The 20401-nt window shown below is 53.6% G+C and carries 18 protein-coding genes; 8 read left to right on the top strand and 10 right to left on the bottom strand.

All coding sequences use genetic code 11. The features are described 5' to 3' along the window. Nucleotides 1-7: 7 nt before the first annotated feature. Nucleotides 8-1096 carry an S-methyl-5-thioribose-1-phosphate isomerase gene (mtnA, locus tag RID21_RS22755; protein ID WP_350192888.1) on the bottom strand — a complete coding sequence of 363 codons (1089 nt, stop codon included), beginning with the start codon at nt 1094-1096 and terminating at the stop codon, nt 8-10. A gap of 236 nt (nt 1097-1332) precedes the next feature. Between mtnA and RID21_RS22750 the strand changes: the two genes are divergently transcribed. From RID21_RS22750 to RID21_RS22740, 3 genes are all read left to right on the top strand, one after another. After that, on the top strand, nt 1333-2013 hold the full coding sequence (locus tag RID21_RS22750; RefSeq protein WP_350192886.1) for a 3-keto-disaccharide hydrolase: 681 nt from the start codon (nt 1333-1335) through the stop codon (nt 2011-2013). Nucleotides 2014-2067: 54 nt separating this feature from the next. Further along, complete coding sequence (locus RID21_RS22745; RefSeq protein WP_350192884.1) at nt 2068-3354, top strand: Gfo/Idh/MocA family protein; 1287 nt, start codon at nt 2068-2070, stop codon at nt 3352-3354. Between the two features lie 248 nt (nt 3355-3602). Then, entirely contained in the window at nt 3603-4091 is a 489-nt protein-coding gene (locus RID21_RS22740) for a hypothetical protein (RefSeq protein ID WP_350192882.1), read from the top strand. On the opposite strand, the gene RID21_RS22735 is transcribed toward RID21_RS22740, so the two are convergent. Beyond that, the gene (locus tag RID21_RS22735) at nt 4048-4920 is read right to left on the bottom strand and encodes a sugar transferase (protein ID WP_350192880.1); all 873 of its coding nucleotides are present in this window, start codon (nt 4918-4920) and stop codon (nt 4048-4050) included. The two genes, RID21_RS22740 and RID21_RS22735, sit on opposite strands and share 44 nt — an antisense overlap. A gap of 309 nt (nt 4921-5229) precedes the next feature. After that, entirely contained in the window at nt 5230-7383 is a 2154-nt protein-coding gene (gene glgP, locus RID21_RS22730) for an alpha-glucan family phosphorylase (protein ID WP_145181059.1), read from the bottom strand. A gap of 393 nt (nt 7384-7776) precedes the next feature. Between glgP and RID21_RS22725 the strand changes: the two genes are divergently transcribed. After that, nucleotides 7777-8658: an NAD(P)H-hydrate dehydratase gene (locus RID21_RS22725; protein ID WP_350192878.1), complete on the top strand. Its 882-nt coding sequence runs from the start codon at nt 7777-7779 to the stop codon at nt 8656-8658. 86 nt (nt 8659-8744) lie between these two features. Here the strand turns inward: RID21_RS22725 and RID21_RS22720 are convergent, their stop codons facing one another. After that, nucleotides 8745-9959: a C45 family autoproteolytic acyltransferase/hydrolase gene (locus RID21_RS22720; RefSeq protein WP_350192876.1), complete on the bottom strand. Its 1215-nt coding sequence runs from the start codon at nt 9957-9959 to the stop codon at nt 8745-8747. A gap of 343 nt (nt 9960-10302) precedes the next feature. Between RID21_RS22720 and RID21_RS22715 the strand changes: the two genes are divergently transcribed. The 4 genes from RID21_RS22715 to RID21_RS22700 all read left to right on the top strand — a co-directional run bounded on the left by RID21_RS22715 (nt 10303) and on the right by RID21_RS22700 (nt 16093). Then, complete coding sequence (locus tag RID21_RS22715) at nt 10303-12771, top strand: MMPL family transporter (protein ID WP_350192874.1); 2469 nt, start codon at nt 10303-10305, stop codon at nt 12769-12771. 1394 nt (nt 12772-14165) lie between these two features. Beyond that, nucleotides 14166-15200 carry a DUF1559 domain-containing protein gene (locus tag RID21_RS22710; RefSeq protein WP_350192872.1) on the top strand — a complete coding sequence of 345 codons (1035 nt, stop codon included), beginning with the start codon at nt 14166-14168 and terminating at the stop codon, nt 15198-15200. 116 nt (nt 15201-15316) lie between these two features. After that, nucleotides 15317-15478 carry a hypothetical protein gene (locus tag RID21_RS22705; protein WP_155363962.1) on the top strand — a complete coding sequence of 54 codons (162 nt, stop codon included), beginning with the start codon at nt 15317-15319 and terminating at the stop codon, nt 15476-15478. Between the two features lie 90 nt (nt 15479-15568). Then, the gene (locus tag RID21_RS22700) at nt 15569-16093 is read left to right on the top strand and encodes a hypothetical protein (protein ID WP_350192870.1); all 525 of its coding nucleotides are present in this window, start codon (nt 15569-15571) and stop codon (nt 16091-16093) included. A 49-nt stretch (nt 16094-16142) separates the two neighbouring features. Here the strand turns inward: RID21_RS22700 and RID21_RS22695 are convergent, their stop codons facing one another. The 6 genes from RID21_RS22695 to RID21_RS22670 form a co-directional block, all read right to left on the bottom strand. Next, nucleotides 16143-16940: a phytanoyl-CoA dioxygenase family protein gene (locus RID21_RS22695; RefSeq protein ID WP_350192868.1), complete on the bottom strand. Its 798-nt coding sequence runs from the start codon at nt 16938-16940 to the stop codon at nt 16143-16145. 161 nt (nt 16941-17101) lie between these two features. Further along, nucleotides 17102-17512, bottom strand: coding sequence for a hypothetical protein (locus tag RID21_RS22690; protein WP_350192866.1), 411 nt, complete (start codon nt 17510-17512; stop codon nt 17102-17104). Between the two features lie 189 nt (nt 17513-17701). Next, a complete protein-coding gene (locus tag RID21_RS22685) occupies nt 17702-18094 on the bottom strand; it encodes a hypothetical protein (protein ID WP_350192864.1) in 393 nt (130 codons plus the stop codon). Nucleotides 18095-18330: 236 nt separating this feature from the next. Then, nucleotides 18331-19101 (bottom strand): HEAT repeat domain-containing protein, encoded by a 771-nt coding sequence (locus tag RID21_RS22680; RefSeq protein WP_350192862.1) that lies wholly within the window; start codon nt 19099-19101, stop codon nt 18331-18333. 145 nt (nt 19102-19246) lie between these two features. After that, nucleotides 19247-19834 carry a hypothetical protein gene (locus tag RID21_RS22675; protein WP_350192860.1) on the bottom strand — a complete coding sequence of 196 codons (588 nt, stop codon included), beginning with the start codon at nt 19832-19834 and terminating at the stop codon, nt 19247-19249. A 75-nt stretch (nt 19835-19909) separates the two neighbouring features. Next, nucleotides 19910-20350: a hypothetical protein gene (locus RID21_RS22670; RefSeq protein WP_350192858.1), complete on the bottom strand. Its 441-nt coding sequence runs from the start codon at nt 20348-20350 to the stop codon at nt 19910-19912. Nucleotides 20351-20401: the final 51 nt, after the last annotated feature.

Genomic DNA, 20401 nt, shown 5'->3' with positions numbered 1-20401 from the left:
TCCTGGCTTAACTCTGCACCGGTTCTGAGTTAAGAACGCGCAAAACCTGCTCTTTCGTGACAGGCTGAATCAGTCCCCGTTCGGTGATGATCCCCCGAATAAATTTGGCGGGAGTCACATCAAACGCGGGGTTGTAAACATCAACACCTTCTGGCGCAGTCTGTTTACCAAATCCATTGGTGATCTCTTCCGGCTGCCGTTCCTCAATCGGAATCTCGGCACCGCTTTCCAGGCTTAAGTCGAACGTACTGGACGGAGCGGCAATATAAAAGGGAATATCGTGCAGGCTCGCCAGCAGCGCGACGGAATACGTGCCGATCTTGTTCGCGGAATCACCATTGGCTGCAATCCGGTCCGCTCCGGTCACCACGGCCTGGATTTTTCCTTCTTTCATGACCCAGCCCGCCATCGAGTCACTGATGAGAGTCACGGGAACATTCCGCTGCATCAGTTCCCAGGTCGTCAGTCGTGCCCCCTGTAATAACGGACGGGTCTCGTCGGCGTAAACGTGAATCCCCTTCCCCTGCTTGGCAGCTTCGAAGAACACCGCCAGGGCCGTCCCTCCACCCGAAGTCGCCAGGCCGCCGGCGTTACAGTGTGTCAGCACACCATCGCCGGGAGAGAGCAACGCGGCTCCTACTTCACCGATTTTATGACACATCTCCAGGTCTTCGACTTCAATCCGCCGCGCTTCTTCCAGCAGCAGCGCATGCATTTCACCGCTGTCCAGATCCGCTGCATCCGCAGCCAGCTTCTGCAATCGATCGAGTGCCCAGAACAGGTTCACCGCCGTCGGCCGGCTCCCAGCCAGATACGCGGCAACGGTTTTCAGTCGTTGATCAAACTCCGCACGCGAAGTGCCTGCTTCCGTCTGCAATCCTACCACCACACCATAGGCGGCTGCGATCCCGATCGCTGGTGCGCCGCGTACACTCAACCTTTTAATCGCCTCCCAGACCGTTTCGACATCGTGACATTCAATCTCTTTGTACTCGGTCGGCAGCAGGGTCTGATCGATCATCTTCAGATATCCATCTGTTCCACCCACCCAGTGAAGTGTGGCGACATCGGAAGTGGCCTCGTGCTCGGTATTCATATTAATTCGTCTTTTATTAGATGTGAGAAATCAGTTAGCAATGGAAGCGTCGAAAGTGCATTCTAATCGAAATCACCTCAAACAAAAAACCCAGTGCTTTCACGAGCTTTTCCATTGATTCTGGTAATCTCTCTTTGGTATGCTCAAAATACTCTCCTTATTAAAGATCCTTAAATATCACAGGATTTTTCCTTCCTGCTTAACTGAATAACAGCTGAATTCAAGGAATCAACGCTATGCTTCTGACTGCCCGTAAAATCTTTACCCTCTCTCTGCTGACCATCGCCGGTCTGATGGTTACCGTCACAGCCCCCCTGAGCGCTGAAGAACACTGCGAAAGCGATTTCGTCAGCATCTTCAATGGTAAGAATCTGGATGGCTGGCAAGGTGCAACCGACGGGTACTTCGTCAAAGATGGCATGCTGATCAGTAAGAAAGAGAGTGGCGGAAATCTCTTCACGGATAAAGAATACTCCAACTTCGTGCTGCGTTTTGATTTCAAACTCGATGCCGGTGCCAACAACGGAATCGGTTTCCACGTTCCCCTGAAACCCAAAACCAGCCCTGCCTATGCCGGTAAAGAACTTCAGATCCTGGACAACACCGCTGAAAAATATGCCAAGCTGCAGGACTATCAGTTCCACGGTTCGCTCTACGGAACAGCTGCTGCCAAGCGTGGCTATCTGAATCCGGTAGGAGAATGGAACACTCAGGAAGTTCTCGTGAATGGCAACCATGTCAAAGTGACCCTCAACGGCACTGTTATTCTGGACTATGACATGGGTGACGCCAAGAAGAATGGCACGATCGATCACAAAGATCATCCCGGCCTCAAACGGGACAAAGGCTATATCTGTCTGTGCGGCCATGGCGCCGAAATCGAGTTCAAAGATTTCCGAATCAAAGAACTCAAATAGTCGCGCTCCAGACGGAATCTGATTCTTCCCACCTCGACAACAGGAAAAGTACGTATGAGCTCTGAACAGCAACCGGCTTCCAGCGAAGTCACGCGCAGAAGTTTCCTCCGCACCGGCGGTGCCGCAGCCGCCGGTCTGGCCTGGACCGCAAAAAGTTATGCCAGCATCCTGGGCGCCAACGACCGGATTCGCATCGGATTTATCGGTGCGGGCGGCATGGCCAACGCCCACATGAATACGTTCAACGCGATCAAAGATAAGAATAATCTCGAAGCGATCGCCGTTGCCGACTGCTGGCAAACCCGGGCAGAAGAAGGCAAAACCAAAACTGGCGCACAACACTCATTCGGTGACTACCAGAAAGTGCTCGAGATCAAGGACATCGACTATGTCACGATCGCGACGCCGGAACACTGGCACTCCCAGATGACCATCGATGCCCTCGACGCCGGCAAAGCGGTCTACTGTGAAAAACCGATGACGCACAGCATCCCCGAAGCTCAGGCAGTCATCAAAAAGCAGAAAGAGACTAAGCTGCCGATCCAGGTTGGTGTGCAGGGCATGTCTGACGATTCTTACTCTTCCGCGGCCAAGGCCATCGAAGAGGGAGTGCTCGGTCAGGTTGTGCAGGCCCAGATCGAATACGTGCGTCGTTACGGCGAACAGGGTCCCTGGCGTCGTCCCGGTCTGAAAGACAATGACCCCAAACCGGCCGACCTCGACTGGAACGCCTGGCTCGGTAAAGCACCGAAGATCGACTGGAATCCGCACCACTACTTCGAATGGCGGAACTATGGACAGTATTCGGGCGGTATCTGCACCGACCTGTTCATTCACCGCATCACCCGCATCATGAAGGCCTGTAACCTGCTCTATCCACGACGTGTCGTTGGGATGGGCGGAATCTGGCAATGGAACGATGGTCGCAACCTGCCGGATAACTTCGAAATGATCTGCGAGTACCCGCGAGGCATGACCGTTTACGTGCTGGGTACCATGAGCAACCGGGTGGGCATCGATCACCTGATCCGCGGCTATCGTGGCACGCTCTACTTCACCCGTGAAGGCTGGGTCGCCAAAGACAAAGACGGCAAAGTGCTTGCGGAGCATAAAAAGTCGGGTGCAGAAGATACGAAGCTGCATCATACGAACCTGCAGAACCATCTGCGCAACGGCGAACCACTCAACTGCCCGACCGAACTCGGACTGGCGGGCGTCGTCGCCGTCAACATGGCCAACGAATCATGGCGGTCCGGCCAGATGATGGGCTGGGATACCGAAAACGAGAAGATGGCTCCCGCTAATACTCTGGAACTCAGCCACTTCCCGGAAACCACCTGATCGCTGCCATAGCGACAATGAATTTCACCCACGCCCTGGCAACAGGGCGTTTTTTATTTGCTGAATGACACGTCACCATTATTAAAACGCATCGCATTCTATGCGATGACACCAGCGGCTCAAGGTGAAATTGTTGCACTGTTCTTACAGCAAATCGTGGTGAAGATCCGATACTCAGCATGAATTTGTTGGGAGTTGAAACAACGATTCATTAAAATGAAAGAGGATTTTAATGAAAGCAGATCGGCATGTTTCGCTCTAAAACCATGATCTCTCTCTGCATTCTTCTCGGCACCGGTCTGGGCTGGTTTCTCGCCCACGAGTACTGGACGAACCACCTGCAAGAGTGGCAAGAGAAGCCGGTCATCGATACCCGTGATCAAAACATCTGCTTCTGGTTGATTTACGGCAGTTCTCTGCTCGCAACTCTCGTAGCCAGTTGGAAAGAACGAACTTCACTCTGGCTCTCGCTGACCGGAATTACAGTTGGCTGGTTTTTCTTTTTTTTACTCGCAGGCCCGGCATATAGTTTCAGCCCCCGGGCAACGCAGCAGGGGCTCCTTCCCGCAGAAGTCATTCGGGAACAGTTAAACCGACAGACATTTGGCATGCTCCTCGCTGCGTTCCTCTTTCTCTACTGGCCTGAAATTGGTCGATCCCTGAGTTCCCTGACTGGAAAACATTCCGATGAGCTTACAGCGCCCCGCTCCCCGTCAGAATCACACGGATCGTCTTGAAGAGGATCTTGATGTCGTTCCAGATGCAGCAGTTCTGTAGATACATCAGATCCAGAGAGACCTTTCTACGGAAACTCTCCACGTTGTTGTCGTAGCCGTTGACGATCTGGGCGACTCCGGTCAACCCGGGCTTCAGGCCCAGCCGATCGATGTAGCCTGGAATCTCTTTGTTCAAGCCTTCGATGAACTCAGGCCGTTCCGGCCGTGGCCCCACCAGTGACATCTCACCTTTGAGTACGTTCCAGAGTTGTGGCAGTTCATCGAGTCGCGTCTTTCGCATGAAGCGTCCCAGCTTCGTCACGCGTGGATCTCCTTTGACAGCGAACTGTGCGCCGTTCTTTTCCGCATCTACACTCATCGTACGGAACTTGTACAACGTGAACGGCATTCCATAACCGCGCTCATCGCGGCGGTCATTGCCGGCAACACGACGATCCCGGGACAGGTTCAAATCTGCCAGATCAACCTGTTCCTGTCGTCGATCGTTTTTGTTTTTCTTCCGGTAATTCAGACCAACGCGGGTCTGCTTGAAGATGGCGGGGCCGGGTGAAGACAGCTTGACCAGCACAATCAGCGTGAGCAGTAACGGCGACAGGATCACCAGCATGGTCGCTGATACGAAGATGTCCAACAGACGCTTGATCAGCCGAGTTCGCTCTGACAGACACCGTACATCCACGCGCGGCTCTTCCAGATGCAGCCGGGTCAGCCATCCCGTGGAACGCCACAGTTCCACATCCAGATAGCCCTTCACCAGATCCGAAAGTTCTCCGGGTGGGATCGTACCTTTGACGGGAGTTTTTGATTGATTTGCCAGCACTGAACTCATGGGGAAACGCTTTCTGCTACCGGGAGATTTTGAGCAGGCCATGGCTTCTCACTTCGTAAGCAACTGGCTGGCTTTAACTTCCTGCCCGTGCTTTCGCCGTCGGCCCGTTCGCGAATTACTAGATTCACCTAAAAATTAGCTCCCAATTGCCCCCCATGTTTCCCGGGAAGCACAGATTTTACAAGTCCATCCCCTTTCGCTTTCAGCTTTGTCAGATCCTAATAAAAAAACGGTCACAGGAGAAATAATGATCATCTCTCCTGTGACCGTTGTAGCGATTTTCATGACTGTGGAATTGATCAGTTCCGTCTACAGGGAGGAATCTCCCTTGATCTGGCTGGACAGACCACCAGCGGCGGGCAGATACATTTTCTCTGCATAGTCCATCACCATCCGGTCCGCATTGAACCGCCAGCCCAGTGTCCGGATCGCCCGTTTCATGCGATGGATCCAGCCTAAAGGCAGGTCATCGTAGTTTCGATCGTAGTACAACGGAATGACTTCATCACGCAGGACCCGCATCAGGTTCACACCGTCGCGGTCGTCCTGAATCTCCTGGTTGACATGAGTCCGACCTTCGCCGATCGCAAAACCGTTGCTGCCATCGAAGGCTTCGGCCCACCAGCCATCCAGGATGGAACAGTTTAAACCACCGTTCAACACCACCTTCTGACCACTGGTACCCGATGCTTCCAGAGGACGCCGTGGGTTATTCAACCAGACGTCAACACCCTGTACCAGGTGACGTCCCAGGTTGATGTCATAATCTTCCAGCAGCACGATCTTACCACGGAACGGCGGTTCCTGGGTCAGCTTGAAGATCCGCTGAATGATCTGCTTACCCCGTTCATCGGCCGGGTGTGCTTTACCCGCAAAGATGAACTGCACGGGCCGCTCGGAATCTTCGATGATCTTCAGGAAGTTTTCCATGTCCTTCATCACCAGGTCCGCCCGTTTATAAGGCGCGAACCGACGGGCAAAACCGATCAGCAGCGCGTCCGGGTTCAGTGCATTTCGCAGATGGCCAACTTCTTCTTCTGAAGTCCCACGCCGCCGTGCCTGGATTTCCAGCTGATCGCGGGCGTAAATGATCAGACGATTTTTCAATGCCTGATGCGTCTCCCACAAATCCCCGGGGGTAATCTCTTCAATGCCCGCCCAGACGCTGGCTTCACCGGTTCGATAGTACCACTTGGTCGGCAAGACACGGTCGTAAATCACACGCATGGGAGCTGCCAGCCAGGTCGGCATGTGCACCCCGTTGGTGATATGCCCGATGGGAATTTCTTCTTCACTCCGCCACGGCCAGAGCGAAGCCCACATCCGGCGGCTCACAACACCGTGCAGGTTCGAAACCGCATTCGCCAGTCGGCTTAGCTTGAATGCGAGCACGGTCATACAGAAGGTCTCACCTTCGTTCTGTGGATCGACGCGTCCCAGTCCCATCAACGCATGATGGTCGAGCCCCAGCTGATCTCCCAGCGGTCCCACATGTTCTTCCACCAGGCCTGCATCAAACCGGTCGTGTCCGGCTGGTACGGGGGTATGTGTGGTGAAGACACAAGATGCCGCGACATCACGCAGAGCGTCGTCGAACGAGAAACCATCTTCGTGCATCCGACCACGGATCCGCTCCAGCGGTGCAAAAGCGGAGTGACCTTCATTCATGTGAATTACACTCGGACTGATTCCAATCGCCGCCAGGGCCCGTACACCGCCGATGCCCAGCATGATTTCCTGACGGATACGCGTCCGCTGATCGCCGCCATACAGACGCGCGGTCAGGTTCCGATCCTCTTCACTGTTTTCCGGCACATCGGTATCCAGCAGATACAGCTTGATGCGACCGACGTCAATTCGCCAGACCTTGGCAAAAATCTCCCCCGAACGGGTCGCCACGGAAATCATCACCGGCTTACCATCAGGAGTGTAAGCGGGAGAGATCGGCAGATTTTTGGTCTTGGCTTCCGTGTACGATTCCTGCTGCCAGCCTTCTTTGTCGATATGCTGCGAGAAATATCCTTCGCCGTAGAACAAGCCGACAGCAACCAGGGGCAGCCCCAGGTCAGAGCAGCTTTTCAGATGGTCACCGGCCAAAACTCCCAGACCGCCGGAGTAGATATGCAGCGATTCATGAATCCCGAATTCCGCGGAAAAATAAGCCGCACAGCGGTGCCCCAGAATGGTTGCGTTGGTCGACCCCCAGGTCTCCGAACGCTCCATGTACTCCCGCCAGCGACGATAAGCCACGTTCACGCGAGAGTGCAGACTCAGGCTGCTCAGTTTCTTTTCCAGTTGCTCAGGACTGTATTCTTCCAGCAGCAGCACCGGATTATGGTTTAAATCCGCCCATCGATCCGGGTCAATCAGATGAAAAATCTGAGTAACGTCAGGCTGCCAACTCCACCACAGGTTACCGGCCAGGTCACATAGCTTCTCATACACAGTTTTCTTGCTTGGCATTGAAGATCCATCCAATCGATTTCGATTTATGCGAGTCCGTCATCCCCCAGAACGATACCGGGACTGATTGACTGCTGCCCCCGGAATCATCGCGTAACTGCGATCTCTGGATTATGATAGAAAAAGTAGTCCGTTCAAAAAAGGTACTCAAAGTATAATGATCTCAACGGCGTCTGGGAGCCTTAACAACCAATCTTTCAACAGGTTAACGCGATCTGAAAACAAAGAACCTCAACCTGTCTCTCCCAGCCAACCCAGACTAACCCCTGCACCCCGATTTCCGGTTTGCTACAATGCTTTCAATATCAGCCCTGGATCATATTTCGATTCCCTTCAGGCTGACGAAAAGCGAACACATTGTAATCAGGTCCGCCGGATTTGAAAGATTTTAATATGAATATTCAGCGCATCACAGACCTGCCCTCTCTGCCACAACGCATGACTGACTCACATAAAGGAACCTTCGGCAAAGTTCTGATCATCGCCGGCAGTCCCGGCATGAGTGGCGCGGCCTGTCTGTCGGGCATGGGTGCGCTGCGGGGCGGCTCGGGGCTGGTCTTCATCGCGACTCCTGTTTCCGTTCAATCCATTGTGGCCTCGGTCAATCCCTGTTACCTCACCATTCCGCTTGAGATGGACTCAGAAGATCAGCTCACTCCCGAGTCCCGCTCAAATCTGCTCGATCAGTTGTCCGGTTTCGACGCCGTCGCCATCGGTCCCGGCTGTGGTCAACGTCCCTGGGTCCGCGATCTAACGCTGCACCTGTATGAGAATCTCACACAACCACTGATCGTCGATGCCGACGGCTTGAACTCACTCGCCGCAGCAGACTCACCTCTCCCCGATCCAGCCGGCCCCCGAATTCTGACGCCGCATCCCGGCGAATTTTCGCGACTCACCAACTTCAGTATCAAAGAGATCGCCGCTGACCGGGAAACACATGCGATGGAATTCGCCCGACAGCACAAGGTCATCCTGCTCCTCAAAGGCGCAGGCACCATCATCACCGATGGCTCCCGCATCGCCGTTAATCCAACCGGTAACGCAGGTATGGCGACCGGAGGCACAGGCGATGTGCTCACCGGCTTGACCACCTCCCTTGCCGGCCAGGGACTTCCCCCTTTTGACGCCGCCCAACTGGGTGCATATATGCACGGCCTCGCCGGTGACCTGGCTGCTGACGATCTGACGCAACCCGCCATGATCGCCGCTGACCTGATCGACTACCTCCCCGATGCCTGGCACGAACTCCTCGCCAATCAGACAAGTGAGTGAGCGATTGCCGTCGGCCACGGCGCATCATACAGATCGCCACGAAACCGAAAAGCGAAACATCGGGCACCAGTAAACACGCACCGGGACTATTTCGTCTTCTGTGAGACTTCCTGGGCCACGGGCATCGGATACTGGGGTGAATTCGCGTCCGGCTTCCGTTTCAGCAGTTCCGATAACTGGAAGCTGAAATACTTCTGATTCGCAGCCGGCTGACCGTCGGTGCTGGCATTCGCGACCCACAGCTTCGTCGATTTCGGCTCAAACAGAACGTTATGCAGATTCGACTTCATCGCCACCGGACGGCTCATCAGCTCGATCGCAGACTCAGCAGTGAATTTGCCATAGCCCTTCTTCACCCGCTTCGAGAGTTCCTGATAACGATCTCCCGCAGACAGCAGTGCGGAATCTTTAACGGGGTTTGGCAGCAGCGGATGAAATTCACCAGGTTGAATCACCTGCATCTTCTCCCAGCTGGTCGCCATCCCGACCGAGCGATTCGTTTTTCCATCCGCGATCACGTAATAATATTCACACGTGCGATAGTTGTCTTTGAAGACCGCAATCGCTTCGTCCAGATCTTTGGCCGTCTCCAGAACTTCGCGCACCAGAAACGCCATCGGTACTCCAGCCCAGTGTCCCAGCCCGCGACCGCCCATCTCCCCAATTGAAACCGACTTCATATTCATTCCGGTGACCGAACCGATGAATCCCGCATAGGTCACATTCACAAAAGGAATGCCCCCCTCCGGTTCCGCGACGACCAGCACCGCATGATCCTGCAATCCCCAGTCACAGGCATAGTCCAGCACACGACCGTGATACAGGGTGCCATCCTTCGTCGCAGTGTTCGCCAGCGAAAATCCGCTGCAGTGGAACATCTCCGGGATGAAGTTCGTCGCCCGTACATCCTCGTAAGCGATCTCCGCCCCCGCTGCCAGCCCCTGCATTTCGTCGACATACTTCTGCGGTGTGTACGGCTTCTGGATCTGAATCACCGTTTCAATCGCCTGGCGGGGTTTGAGCTTCACCAGCCCGAAATCCACCAGCGTCGTATCCCCCTTCTCATTCAACAGGTTATACATGTTCTTGCGGATGTGTTCCTTCAGCAGCACTCCCTGCTGGTAACCCATTTCGTAATGCGTCCCTTTGAGATGCAGCACCAGGTAGCCATCCACTTTCTCCAACCAGCCATCACCACAGCGGGCAATCGTCTGAGCCGCAGCGGGTTGCGCTGACAGACAGATCAAGGCTAGAAACAGAAGAGAACATAAACCTGTTAAACGGCGCGGATTACGAAGCATGAGAAGATCCTTTGCTCTAGTCACAACGATCGGAAGTGGTTGATGAGAAGTGAATTCCGGTCTGCCTCATTATGCCAGAATCACTCAGTCTTACAAAATCTATTTTCCCAACTCAACTAAAAAATGAACATAAACTCAGTTTTCAGGCTCTCGTCACAATTCAAACCCCCTTGGACTTGCAAACGGCTACCGGAATGTGTGAAGATTAACCCTCACGAAGCCCTGTAAGTTACCGTTGATACCTTACTGTTCAGGCTGGGGTTTCAAAAACTCCTCAGCAACAGCTGAATCGCTGTCGGGCTTGATTTACGTCTCATCCTAAGCTCCCTTGTTAGCAGTCCCTATGTTTCGAGTTCTGGGTAACACCGTTGTCCGCTACTGGCAAGTCTTTCTTGTCTTCTGGATTCTGGCAGTAGCCGGTATCTCTTACGTTGCGCCCGAGTGGTCCAGTGTCGTGCAAAATGGGGAATTTGCGTTCATGCCCGCTGACTCGCCCAGTCTGCAGGGTGAGAAACTCTTTAAACGCGCCTTCCCCGACGACCTGCTGGCCAGCAGCATCGTGCTCGTCGTCCGTCGCGAACATGGCGACCAGGGACTCCGCCCCAAAGATCTGAAATTCATTGAGGAGACACTCAAACCCCGGCTTGAAGAAATTGCGGAAGAACAGGGCGGCTTTGCCACCGAACGCAAAGATAACAACAGTCAGACCCTGACATCGAACATCTCCCGCATCCGCACCTACACCGATAAATCGATCGGCGACCTGCTGCAGAGTGAAGACAACAAAGCCTCGCTGGTCATAGTGGAACTCTCGACCGAATTTCTCGATCAGAGCAACGCGCAGACCGTCGAGAGTATCGAAAACCTGATTCAGAATGACGAAGCATTCAAACAGACGATCGAGCCCGGACTGGATATCTCGCTGAGCGGTATCGCCACCGTCGGACGCGATATGATCCGCGCTGCCAACCAGAGCGCCGAAGCCACCGAACTCTGGACCGTGCTGCTCGTGATCCTGCTCCTGATCATCATCTATCGCGCACCGATCCTGGCACTCATCCCGCTGTTTACCGTCTTTGTCTCCGTACAGATCGCCCTCTCCGTACTGGCGATCCTGGGAGACTGGGGCTGGGTCGGACTCTTCTCCGGCATTGAAGTCTACGTGACCGTCATCCTCTACGGGGCCGGCGTCGATTACTGTCTGTTCCTCATTGCCCGCCATCGCGAGGAACTGGAAAAAGAATGTACATTTAAAGAAGCGGTCTCCAACTCGATCGCCACCGTCGGTGCGGCTCTCGCCGCCAGTGCAGGTACCACCATGTGCGGTATCGGCATGATGGTCTTCGCGCAGTTCGGTAAATTTCAACAGGCCGGTGTCGCCATGGCCCTCAGCCTGTCCTTCGTCCTGATGGCTTCGCTGACCCTCACGCCTGCCCTGCTCTGCCTGGCGGGACGCTTCGCATACTGGCCTCAAAGCTTCAATGAACGCGTCGCTATTTCCGCAGGCTGGCTCACCCCCTCCAGCGTCATGGCCCGGCTCATGCAACGCAACTGGGCCGGCTCTGTCTGGGAAACGGTCTCGCAGGGACTGCTTAAGAATCCCGGTAAAATCTGGCTCACCACCTTCCTGGTCCTGTTCCCCTTCGCATTGATCAGCCTCGCCTGTTATGGCAACCTGAGCTACGGTCTGCTTTCGGAACTGCCCAGTGAAGACCCCAGCGTCATCGGCACCAAGGCCGTCCAGGGACACTATCCCGCCGGTGCTACCGGACCTTTGACCCTGCTGTTCGAGAACCCCGAAATCAACTTCTCCGACGCAGAAGGCCGCGATTCCATCGAGAAACTCACCGCTTCCCTGCTCGATCAGAAAGACGAGTTGGGAATTGCTGACATCCGCAACATGACCAAACCCTTCGGAATTGGTGCCGCCGACGAAATGGAAAAGGCCAGGAACCTCACCGGCCTCAAAAAACTTGGCGCCTTGAGCCGCATCAAGCTCATCAAAAATTATTATGTCAGTTCGGAACCCGAACTCGAAAATCATGTCACACGCATGGACCTGATCCTCGAAAAAGATCCCTTCTCGCACGACAGCATGAAACAGCTCGAACGCGTGAAGACCGCCGTCAGCAAAGGACTCCCCGATAAACTCAAAGGGAACACCGACCTGTATTACATCGGTGCCACCGCCAGTATCAGCGACCTGAAAAATGTCACCGATCAGGACCAGGCCCGCATCGATGTCCTCGTGCTCGCCAGCGTATTTATCATCCTGGTCATCCTGCTCAGAAGACCTGCAATTTCCGCGTACCTCATTGTGAGTGTCTTCTTCAGCTACCTCGTCACACTCGGCATCACCTTCGCCGTCTTCTGGGCACTCGACCCGCAGAACTTTGCCGGTCTCGACTGGAAAGTGCCCATGTTCCTCTTCACGATCCTCATCGCGGTCGGCGAAGACTATAATATCTATCTCATCACCCGCATCGACGAAGAACAGAAACGCCTCGATCCCGTCGAAGGCGTCATCTCCGCCCTCAAGAGCACCGGCGGGATCATCTCCAGTTGCGGGATCATCATGGCCGGAACCTTCTCCTCGCTGATGGCAGGTACCCTGGTCGGTATGCAGCAGCTGGGCTTCGCCCTCGCCTTCGGCGTTCTGCTCGATACCTTCATCATCCGCCCCATCATCGTTCCCGCTTATCTGATCATGCTCTATCGTGGCTACTTCGGCTCCTGGGGCAAGTACCTTGGCGCTGCCCAGTTCCTGGAAACCAAGCCCCGCCCCGAACTCGATACCTCCCACACCAAATAATTCCGCCGAGCGATAATCCAAACAAGATAACCCGTGATGGCGTTTCAAATGAAACATCCCCCTGAACGGCAAGGCGCTATCCGCCGGTAACCTCGGTTGACGAAGATCCAGAAACCGCCCCCAAAACCGGGAGACCCCAAATACAATTCGAACCGGGCACAGCAACCAGGAATCCGTCGGCATAATATCACGGGCGTTTCCCACAACCTCTCCCTCCCTGACCTGACAACATCACCACTGAATCTCCCGCACTCACCGCTGAACAGACTCCCCTTGATTCGCCTCTCCCGAATCGTATGCTACTCCCTCTGGCTCGCGCGCGAGGCAGGTTGGCGAGCACCGGAACACGCAACACCAGTGCCCTGTTTCCACCTGAATCAACGCTGCTTTTCACTCTGTTTCCACTGGAACAATTTGAACCCATGCGAAATGTTCTCCCCACTTTGTTCACGGCACACCAGGACAAACCCCGGCCACTCCAGGACAAAATCCACGACACACCAGGACAAAATCCGGCCACATCGGGACAAAATTCTGTCTTGACTCTCCGCTGCCGTTCAACAGAATCAGCCCCACGATCAAAACAAAATGCAGCAGTATTGCCTGTATGCCAACCCGCCTCGCAATACTCCACTCGCTTCAACATCCAATGGACCTCCATTAGCGGTGCCCTCCTGAGTGAAAAGACGCCAGCCGCCGGTAACCATCGTGAATACGAATACAGAAACCGATGGCAAACGCCATTTCACCCACAAATCCGGGTGAGCCCGAATGCAATTCGGGCCGAGCGCAGCGAGCAGGAAACCGACAGAGCAAGAGCATAAACCACAGCAGAATCCCATCCCTGTGAAACGCAGCAGCAGTACCCCTGTGTCCGCCCGGCGACCTGCCACCAATATCAACGTCCCAAGGAAATCACAGCCCGCCACCTATCTTAAGCGGAAAAAAATGCTCACCGCCGATACCAGAACCAGCGTCAGCCTTTCTCCCTCAACAACTCCTCCGACCCTCACAGAATCGAAGACAGCGCAGGAAAATCATACCGATCGGCGTCAACGCGCATAGAGGAAGCATCACCAGCGCACATCAGCCAGTAACGGACTCGTAATCAGGGCCGCTGATTATAGCTGCCACACAATCTGCACTTCTTTGCAACGGATTCATATCGATTGTGCAATGATCAGGATGCGAAACGTATCAATCAAACAATCAATGCAAGTTCATATGTATGCTATAAATCATTTTTAATTAACTAATCTCATATATTATTTTGTACGTAATTGAATGATATGTTATTGATTTATACGAATCACCCGTGTAGTAATATACTAAAGCAGGCCTTTCTATTTGATCTCATCTATTTTCACTTCTGTTTTTTTATCTGAAGGTGCCCCATGACTCGATCCAGGAAATCACGGCGTGGATTCACATTAATTGAACTTCTGGTAGTGATTGCAATCATTGCCATTTTAATTGCGTTGCTGCTACCGGCTGTCCAACAGGCCCGCGAAGCTGCCCGCAGAACTCAATGCCGAAACAACCTGAAACAAATTGGTCTCGCCTTACACAACTATCACAGCACGTTCAAACAGTTTCCACCTTCCGCCATCTATCGTTATCCAAACATCGACAATGGCGGAACACAGCCTCTGAACTATTCCTGGATCACAATGATTCTGCCTTATTTTGACCAGGCCCCCCTCTACAATCAGATCAATTTTTCTGTGCCCCTCTGGCCTCAGACTGATAACAGTGGAAAGCGGATCGCCTCCACGTTACTACCACAACTACTCTGTCCCAGCGATCCTGGCTATGGCGGTGCAAATAAACATAATATTGCCTGGACGAACTACGCCGGATCGGAAGGCTACGACTGGCATCGCAGACCCGGTCACCGTCTCAGTGGTATTTTTGAAATCCTGACTCCCGTAGGAGTACGTGACGTCGTCGATGGCACTTCCAATACCATTATGGTGGGCGAAGTCTCTGCACACGGTTACAAAGATGGAGCGATTCGCACAAGTGGGACGGGTACGGCACGACGGGGAAACGATGGCGTATTTCGAGCCTCGTTACTGGCAACCAACTCCAATGGAGATGTCAATGCAGGCCCCCTGCTTGACCCGGAAGGAACACCCCGTGGTGGAAGTCCTGCAACGGCGACATGGTGGAGATCAGCTCCCTACGCCTTCCAGCCCACCTATCTGGCTGCCTGGGGCCCCAACGCCAACTGGCCCGGCTCGGGGAGTGTCCACGAAGGCGGCGCGTTTTACCTGATGGCTGACGGAGCAGTGCGATTTATCTCGGAAAGTATCGACACGACACCCTGGCCCGATACCACTTCCATTGGCTTGAGTGATCCCAGGTCCGGTGGTATCTGGATGGCACTAAACACTCACAATGGCGGTGAAGTCATCGGAGAATTCTGAGACCGGACTCCACACCGTACGTTCTCAACGATCCCCGAGCGTCATTCTTAATGACACCGGCCCGTTTGATAGTGCGGGCTGGTGTCTTCAACATCCCTTTATAGAAAGAGTGTGAGATGAAGTGGTTTGCATGGTGTCTCTGCGCTACGGCACTAATGGCCCCAGTTTTTTATGGCTGCAGCGACGAACTGACTGAAGAGGAAGAAAAACAGTCCATTGAAGAGATGAAGCAGGAAGGGGAGAAAATGGAAGAACTCCTGCCGGCTAAAATTGATTAAACATGGGCTTATCAGGCTCTCCTTACCTTTCATGAGCACCGCCTATCAGGGCGGTGCTTTTTCTGTCATGCTCGATTCAGAGAAAGTTTCATGAACCAGGATCAAAATCAGCAGAATGATTCACAGCCGGAGTCCGGTTCTCAGGCGAAACGCAATCCCATCGAACGCGTCATTGTCTGGGGAGCAATTCTAATATTACTCGTCATCCTGGTCATCGAATATCGTGCGAAACAGCGATACGATGCGTCGATTTCCGCACTGCAAAAGGTCGCTAACGGGCTGCGCGATGTTTCCATCGACGAGGCCCGCGGATTACTTGTCGGATTCAGCCAGCAGGAAGGCCCCCAGCCAAATGCAGCAGGCTTGAATACCTATCACTATCGATGGTTCAGCCTCTTTAAAGGTGATTCGTATCAATTGACGCTGGTCGAAAACGAAGACCATACGCTGAAATCGTTTGACGGCCCTGCCTTTGCTGAAGATCCAGATGTCCTGGCCAGGAAATTAAAAGAAGCCAATTCGGATGATGTTGATTCCACTCCGCCACTCATTGGAAATGCACGCCCTCAGGATCAGGCCGAAAAGAAATCCGTCAGCGACGATTACCTGAATTGACCCGAGGAAATATCTGTTTCTCGCCCCGCCAATCCACAGGATCTGCACCTCAGCGCGGCGTATGAATAATCAGCTCCGGCAGCGCCGCCGACCGCGAACCAGGCACCGGCGGATTATCAGCCGGCCGGAACGTAAACACAGCCGAGAACTTGGGCTGATCGGTAAAGTTCCGCGTCGCCGCATGAAAGGTTCGGCAGTGGAAAAACAGCACATCCCCGGGATGCAGTTCTGCCAATACACCGGTCTCAATCAGAGCCTGATTCTCCGGCAGGTCCGGACGCAGAAAGATCCGCTCGTCCAGACGCTCGGGACCGAATTCCATCCGGTGTGTTCCGGGAATCACCTTCAGACAGCCATTCTCCCGGTTCTCTTCCCCCAGTGCCACCCAGACACTGATCAGCTCTTTCCGCTCGAACGACCAGAAACGGATATCCTGGTGCCACAACGTATCGCTGCTGAACTGCGGCTGCTTGGTCATGATGCAGTTATGGTGCGCCAGCGGCATCACGTAGTCGTCCCCCAGGAGCGGAGCCAGGCGATTGACAATCGCCGGGTGGTTCACCAGATCGGTAAAACTCATCCCCCGGCTGTGCGCCTGCTTCAGCCGCCGCACGGTCTCCCCGCCAATCACCTGCCGCGAAGCGGGCGAACCGGGATACTCGACGTCCGCCTCATACTCGACCGGCTCCACAACCTGCGCCAGCCCCTCTTGCGTCGCCGCCAGCATCTCCTGCCGCAGCGATTCGGGACAGAGATTCCGAAAAATCAGGTAGCCGTCCTGCTCGAATTTCTCAACTTCTTCCGCAGACAGCCGCTCCTGGGACAGGGACTGTGATGGTGATGCCATGGTTTCCAACTCTGATCATAAAGACACGCACCGGCCACCGGATCAATCACGCCAGATCCGGCCCGGCTCATGCCGATATCATACAATTCCGATTTGGAAAATTAAAGTAGTGAAATTAAGTTATCTGCTGATCGGCCCTCAAGCGCCGTCGCCCCCAGACCTTAACGTTCGAAGTTGACTACCGTCGACTCTACCCGACCACCCCAGAATTGAGTTATCCCTGCAAACCGGGATTGTTTCGCCAGAAAATCGTACCGCCGCCGATCGGCCTCCACCTCGTATACGTATCGCACGTGGAAGCGCCCCGATGCTAAGCTGAGCATCCACTTCCGTTCGGACGTCGATTGACCATCGAAAGGCACCGTTAAATCAAAGGCAATCCGATCACCGGGCCTGAGCACAAATTCGTCCAGCGGTTCAATCGTCAGGTATCGTGCGCCCCACTGACCTGCCTGTTCCCCGCTCTCATCCAGAAACTGCAGCCCCGTCACTTCCGGGTAAGGCAACAGCAGTCGCTCACGACTGGAATGAAAGGACAACCGAAACACCGGGTTACCCGCGCCTGAACTCACCAGTTTCAGGTCCAGCTCAAAATCCTGCTGTGAAGTAGAAATGTCATTCTTCCTTATAAAAAAACCCGATGAATAGTACCCGGGGATCGCTAATAAATCGGGTGGCCCCGAATGCAATTCGGGGTGAGCGCAGCGAACAGGAAACTGACAGAGTACCGCGGTCAGAATGCGAATAGACCTGCCTTGTGATTATTTTGAGAGGATATAAAACCATCCCTCATGGTTCTTAAAAAAACCAACGCAGGACTGACGACAGTAGCCTATCACCTCGTCAATCTGCCAAAGCCTTTCCCTGACAAAAGGAATCAGTCCCTGCTCTGTACCGTCGTAATCTTCATCAGAACAGATGAGATACAGCGGATCTCTCACCTGGAGACTGGTGAGCCTTTCAATGAGTGCGTTTGACTCTTTCGCCGCGCCCGTCAATTCCTCACATGAATCGCGATTAAAATAGCGCAGATCCCGCAGGTCGTCAAAAATCCGTCGACGCCGACCGGGCGACTCCAGCATCCACAGAAAACGATCTACTTTTGCTTTCTGGATGAACCGCTGAAAAATTTCTGTTTCTAGCTGTCGATTCACAGAATGGCGCGTCCTGTCATTCGAGTAACGTACTTCATTCCTTGCAAGAGAAATGGGATCTCCGTGCCCTCCCTCACCCGTTTTCCCGATGCACAATCAACTCCAGTTCGGTGCGCGGCTCCAGAATTCGCGGTATCACAAAATCCGGTTTAAGCACCAGATTCGGCCCGGCTCATGCCGTTATCATACAATTACGATTTGGAAAATTTAAGTAGTGAAATTAAGTTAGCTCATTCTCATTTTTTTACCGGCTGCTTTGTACCGGCAGTCTGATAATCAGCAACTTCTATCTCGACCGCCCTGCGGATATCATCATGCGCCTTCAGCAACCTATCCAACTGTGCCTGAATCTCCTCGGGCAACGGCTGCAGTTTCGCCAGCGCGACACCTGCCTCATATTGATAAGTTTCGTCCTCACCTTCCAGCAATACAGCGATATCAGCGGCTGACTCCCTGGCTCCCATTTCACCCAGGGCCCGTGCTGCCATATATCCCATCCCTTTATCTTTCAGTTTCCCCACCAGGGCCGGTATCGCCGGGCTCGCGTCAATTCCCCGCATGCCATAATTGGAAAGTGCGTATGCTGCATATCTCCGCACTTCTTTATCCTGATGCGACAACCCACGAATCAGCGCAGCTACAACGTCCGACTGGTACGCGGTACGATCTCCTTCAGGTCCCATGAGTTCGATGTGCCCCAATGACCAGGCAGCAGAGCTGGCGACCCGGGCGACGTCGTTATCGACCTTCTGAATCAAGTCAGTAAGTGTTGCCTGATCTGCCTGACCAATCCTTCCGATACTCGCTGCCGCCGCGGCGCGGATTTGTATCTCATCGGAATCGAGATACTCCCGACTCCATTTGAGTGCTTCCACATCACCGCGCTCAACGTTCATCAGAGACCATTCGCGATAAATATTCCCTGCAATACGAAAGACACCTGACATCTGCAGTCCCACAATCACTGCGAGCAAGATCACCAATGCGATAATATAACGAGTAGCCATACAACACCTTTGTTGATTCAGAGTTCAGTCAGTGGGGCTTCCCCACTTCGCCCGGTACCGTGCGTTTGATTTCAGCAGCATCCAACCCGGCAGAAATTACGTCTACTATCAATCGGCGAGCAGCCCTCCTCGGACTACCCCATCGTCACAGATCACTGTAATCCGTATGATCGATGACACAGATCGCCTGACAACCAAGCGGTGATGCCAGTCTCTCTGCAGGCGAAATTCCCCATGCCGACCAGAGCGCTTCTGTCTCATCCATGTAATACTGCGTCATATCAATGCCAGCCTCTTGAGGGAGGGGCGTTCCCTGCTCCTGTATTGTGGCATCATTATAGATCACCTCACGCCGCAACTCTCCGTTTTCAAAACACGAGAAAAACGCACAGCCACCCGTCGTATCGATAACGAAAGAGAGCACCGGTCCCATCTCGTTGCTCAATACTGCCAGCTCCTTATTAGCGGATGGCAGAAGGTAAGAGGGATCGAACAATAACGTCCAGGGACCATCCTGCCAGAGGAGATACACTGTTTTTCCTGGATTGTCTTTGCGCCAGTCACTGGCGGGGACAAACTCCTCGTGCGTGTCTTTCCATTCCCAGATGGAATCAGTATCAGGGAAATCACCCGCCGCATCCACGATCTCCAGGTGAGGAAACACCCGCGGAAACGCTTTCAAAAAATCGGCAACAGATGATTTTGTTGCAATCAGACCAACATGCATACCCACGATTCAGATTCCTTTTCTATTACCGGATCAGCAATTCAACCATTGACTTGCTGTCCCCTGGATTAGATTCAGCGCTCAGCCCCGGCCAATTAATTTGACTGTGATCACGCGCTCTCGTCGTCTGATTCTCCAACAATGCCAGCGAAAAAAACGCCAAAAGATGATATTCCTGCAGCGGCATCCCGTGTACTTAATCAATCTGGCACGACTAACCGAAGGGACTGCCGAACCACAGTCCTCACATTGAAGATAATTTCCTTCTGCAGAAAACCATCCGGAACTGTTGCAGGGATTCACAACAAAGAGCTCTTCAAGGCGTTTTTTGTGTAGCGTGGGCAGTTTTTTCCTGAGCCATTGCTCTCGTCTGGTTCCGGTCTTGTAGTTCGCCATCCAGGCATCAGCATCACTTAAGTCAGCCGGATTGGCAGCCTTTAATTGATCCTTTAACTCTTGTGACCTTCGCTCCACTTCTGCTTTGCCCAGTTTCTTGAGCAGCTTCTTTCGTTCTTTATCCATCCTGATCACGACCTCTCATAGACAGACATCAATGGATGCAAGCTGAGATCA

This window comes from Gimesia sp. (assembly GCF_040219335.1).
In the GTDB taxonomy this organism is placed as follows: domain Bacteria; phylum Planctomycetota; class Planctomycetia; order Planctomycetales; family Planctomycetaceae; genus Gimesia.
This window is presented reverse-complemented; position numbering and strand designations above follow the sequence as displayed.

Excerpts from the sequence above, each read along its gene's own strand:
- RID21_RS22745 (WP_350192884.1), top strand. The coding sequence starts at position 2,068 with ATGAGCTCTGAACAGCAACCGGCTTCCAGCGAAGTCACGCGCAGAAGT.
- RID21_RS22705 (WP_155363962.1), top strand. The coding sequence starts at position 15,317 with ATGAAGTGGTTTGCATGGTGTCTCTGCGCTACGGCACTAATGGCCCCA.
- RID21_RS22720 (WP_350192876.1), bottom strand. The coding sequence starts at position 9,959 with ATGCTTCGTAATCCGCGCCGTTTAACAGGTTTATGTTCTCTTCTGTTT.
- RID21_RS22670 (WP_350192858.1), bottom strand. The coding sequence starts at position 20,350 with ATGGATAAAGAACGAAAGAAGCTGCTCAAGAAACTGGGCAAAGCAGAA.
- mtnA (WP_350192888.1), bottom strand. The coding sequence starts at position 1,096 with ATGAATACCGAGCACGAGGCCACTTCCGATGTCGCCACACTTCACTGG.
- RID21_RS22680 (WP_350192862.1), bottom strand. The coding sequence starts at position 19,101 with ATGGCTACTCGTTATATTATCGCATTGGTGATCTTGCTCGCAGTGATT.
- RID21_RS22695 (WP_350192868.1), bottom strand. The coding sequence starts at position 16,940 with ATGGCATCACCATCACAGTCCCTGTCCCAGGAGCGGCTGTCTGCGGAA.
- glgP (WP_145181059.1), bottom strand. The coding sequence starts at position 7,383 with ATGCCAAGCAAGAAAACTGTGTATGAGAAGCTATGTGACCTGGCCGGT.
- RID21_RS22735 (WP_350192880.1), bottom strand. The coding sequence starts at position 4,920 with ATGAGTTCAGTGCTGGCAAATCAATCAAAAACTCCCGTCAAAGGTACG.
- RID21_RS22740 (WP_350192882.1), top strand. The coding sequence starts at position 3,603 with ATGTTTCGCTCTAAAACCATGATCTCTCTCTGCATTCTTCTCGGCACC.
- RID21_RS22700 (WP_350192870.1), top strand. The coding sequence starts at position 15,569 with ATGAACCAGGATCAAAATCAGCAGAATGATTCACAGCCGGAGTCCGGT.
- RID21_RS22710 (WP_350192872.1), top strand. The coding sequence starts at position 14,166 with ATGACTCGATCCAGGAAATCACGGCGTGGATTCACATTAATTGAACTT.
- RID21_RS22725 (WP_350192878.1), top strand. The coding sequence starts at position 7,777 with ATGAATATTCAGCGCATCACAGACCTGCCCTCTCTGCCACAACGCATG.
- RID21_RS22750 (WP_350192886.1), top strand. The coding sequence starts at position 1,333 with ATGCTTCTGACTGCCCGTAAAATCTTTACCCTCTCTCTGCTGACCATC.
- RID21_RS22715 (WP_350192874.1), top strand. The coding sequence starts at position 10,303 with ATGTTTCGAGTTCTGGGTAACACCGTTGTCCGCTACTGGCAAGTCTTT.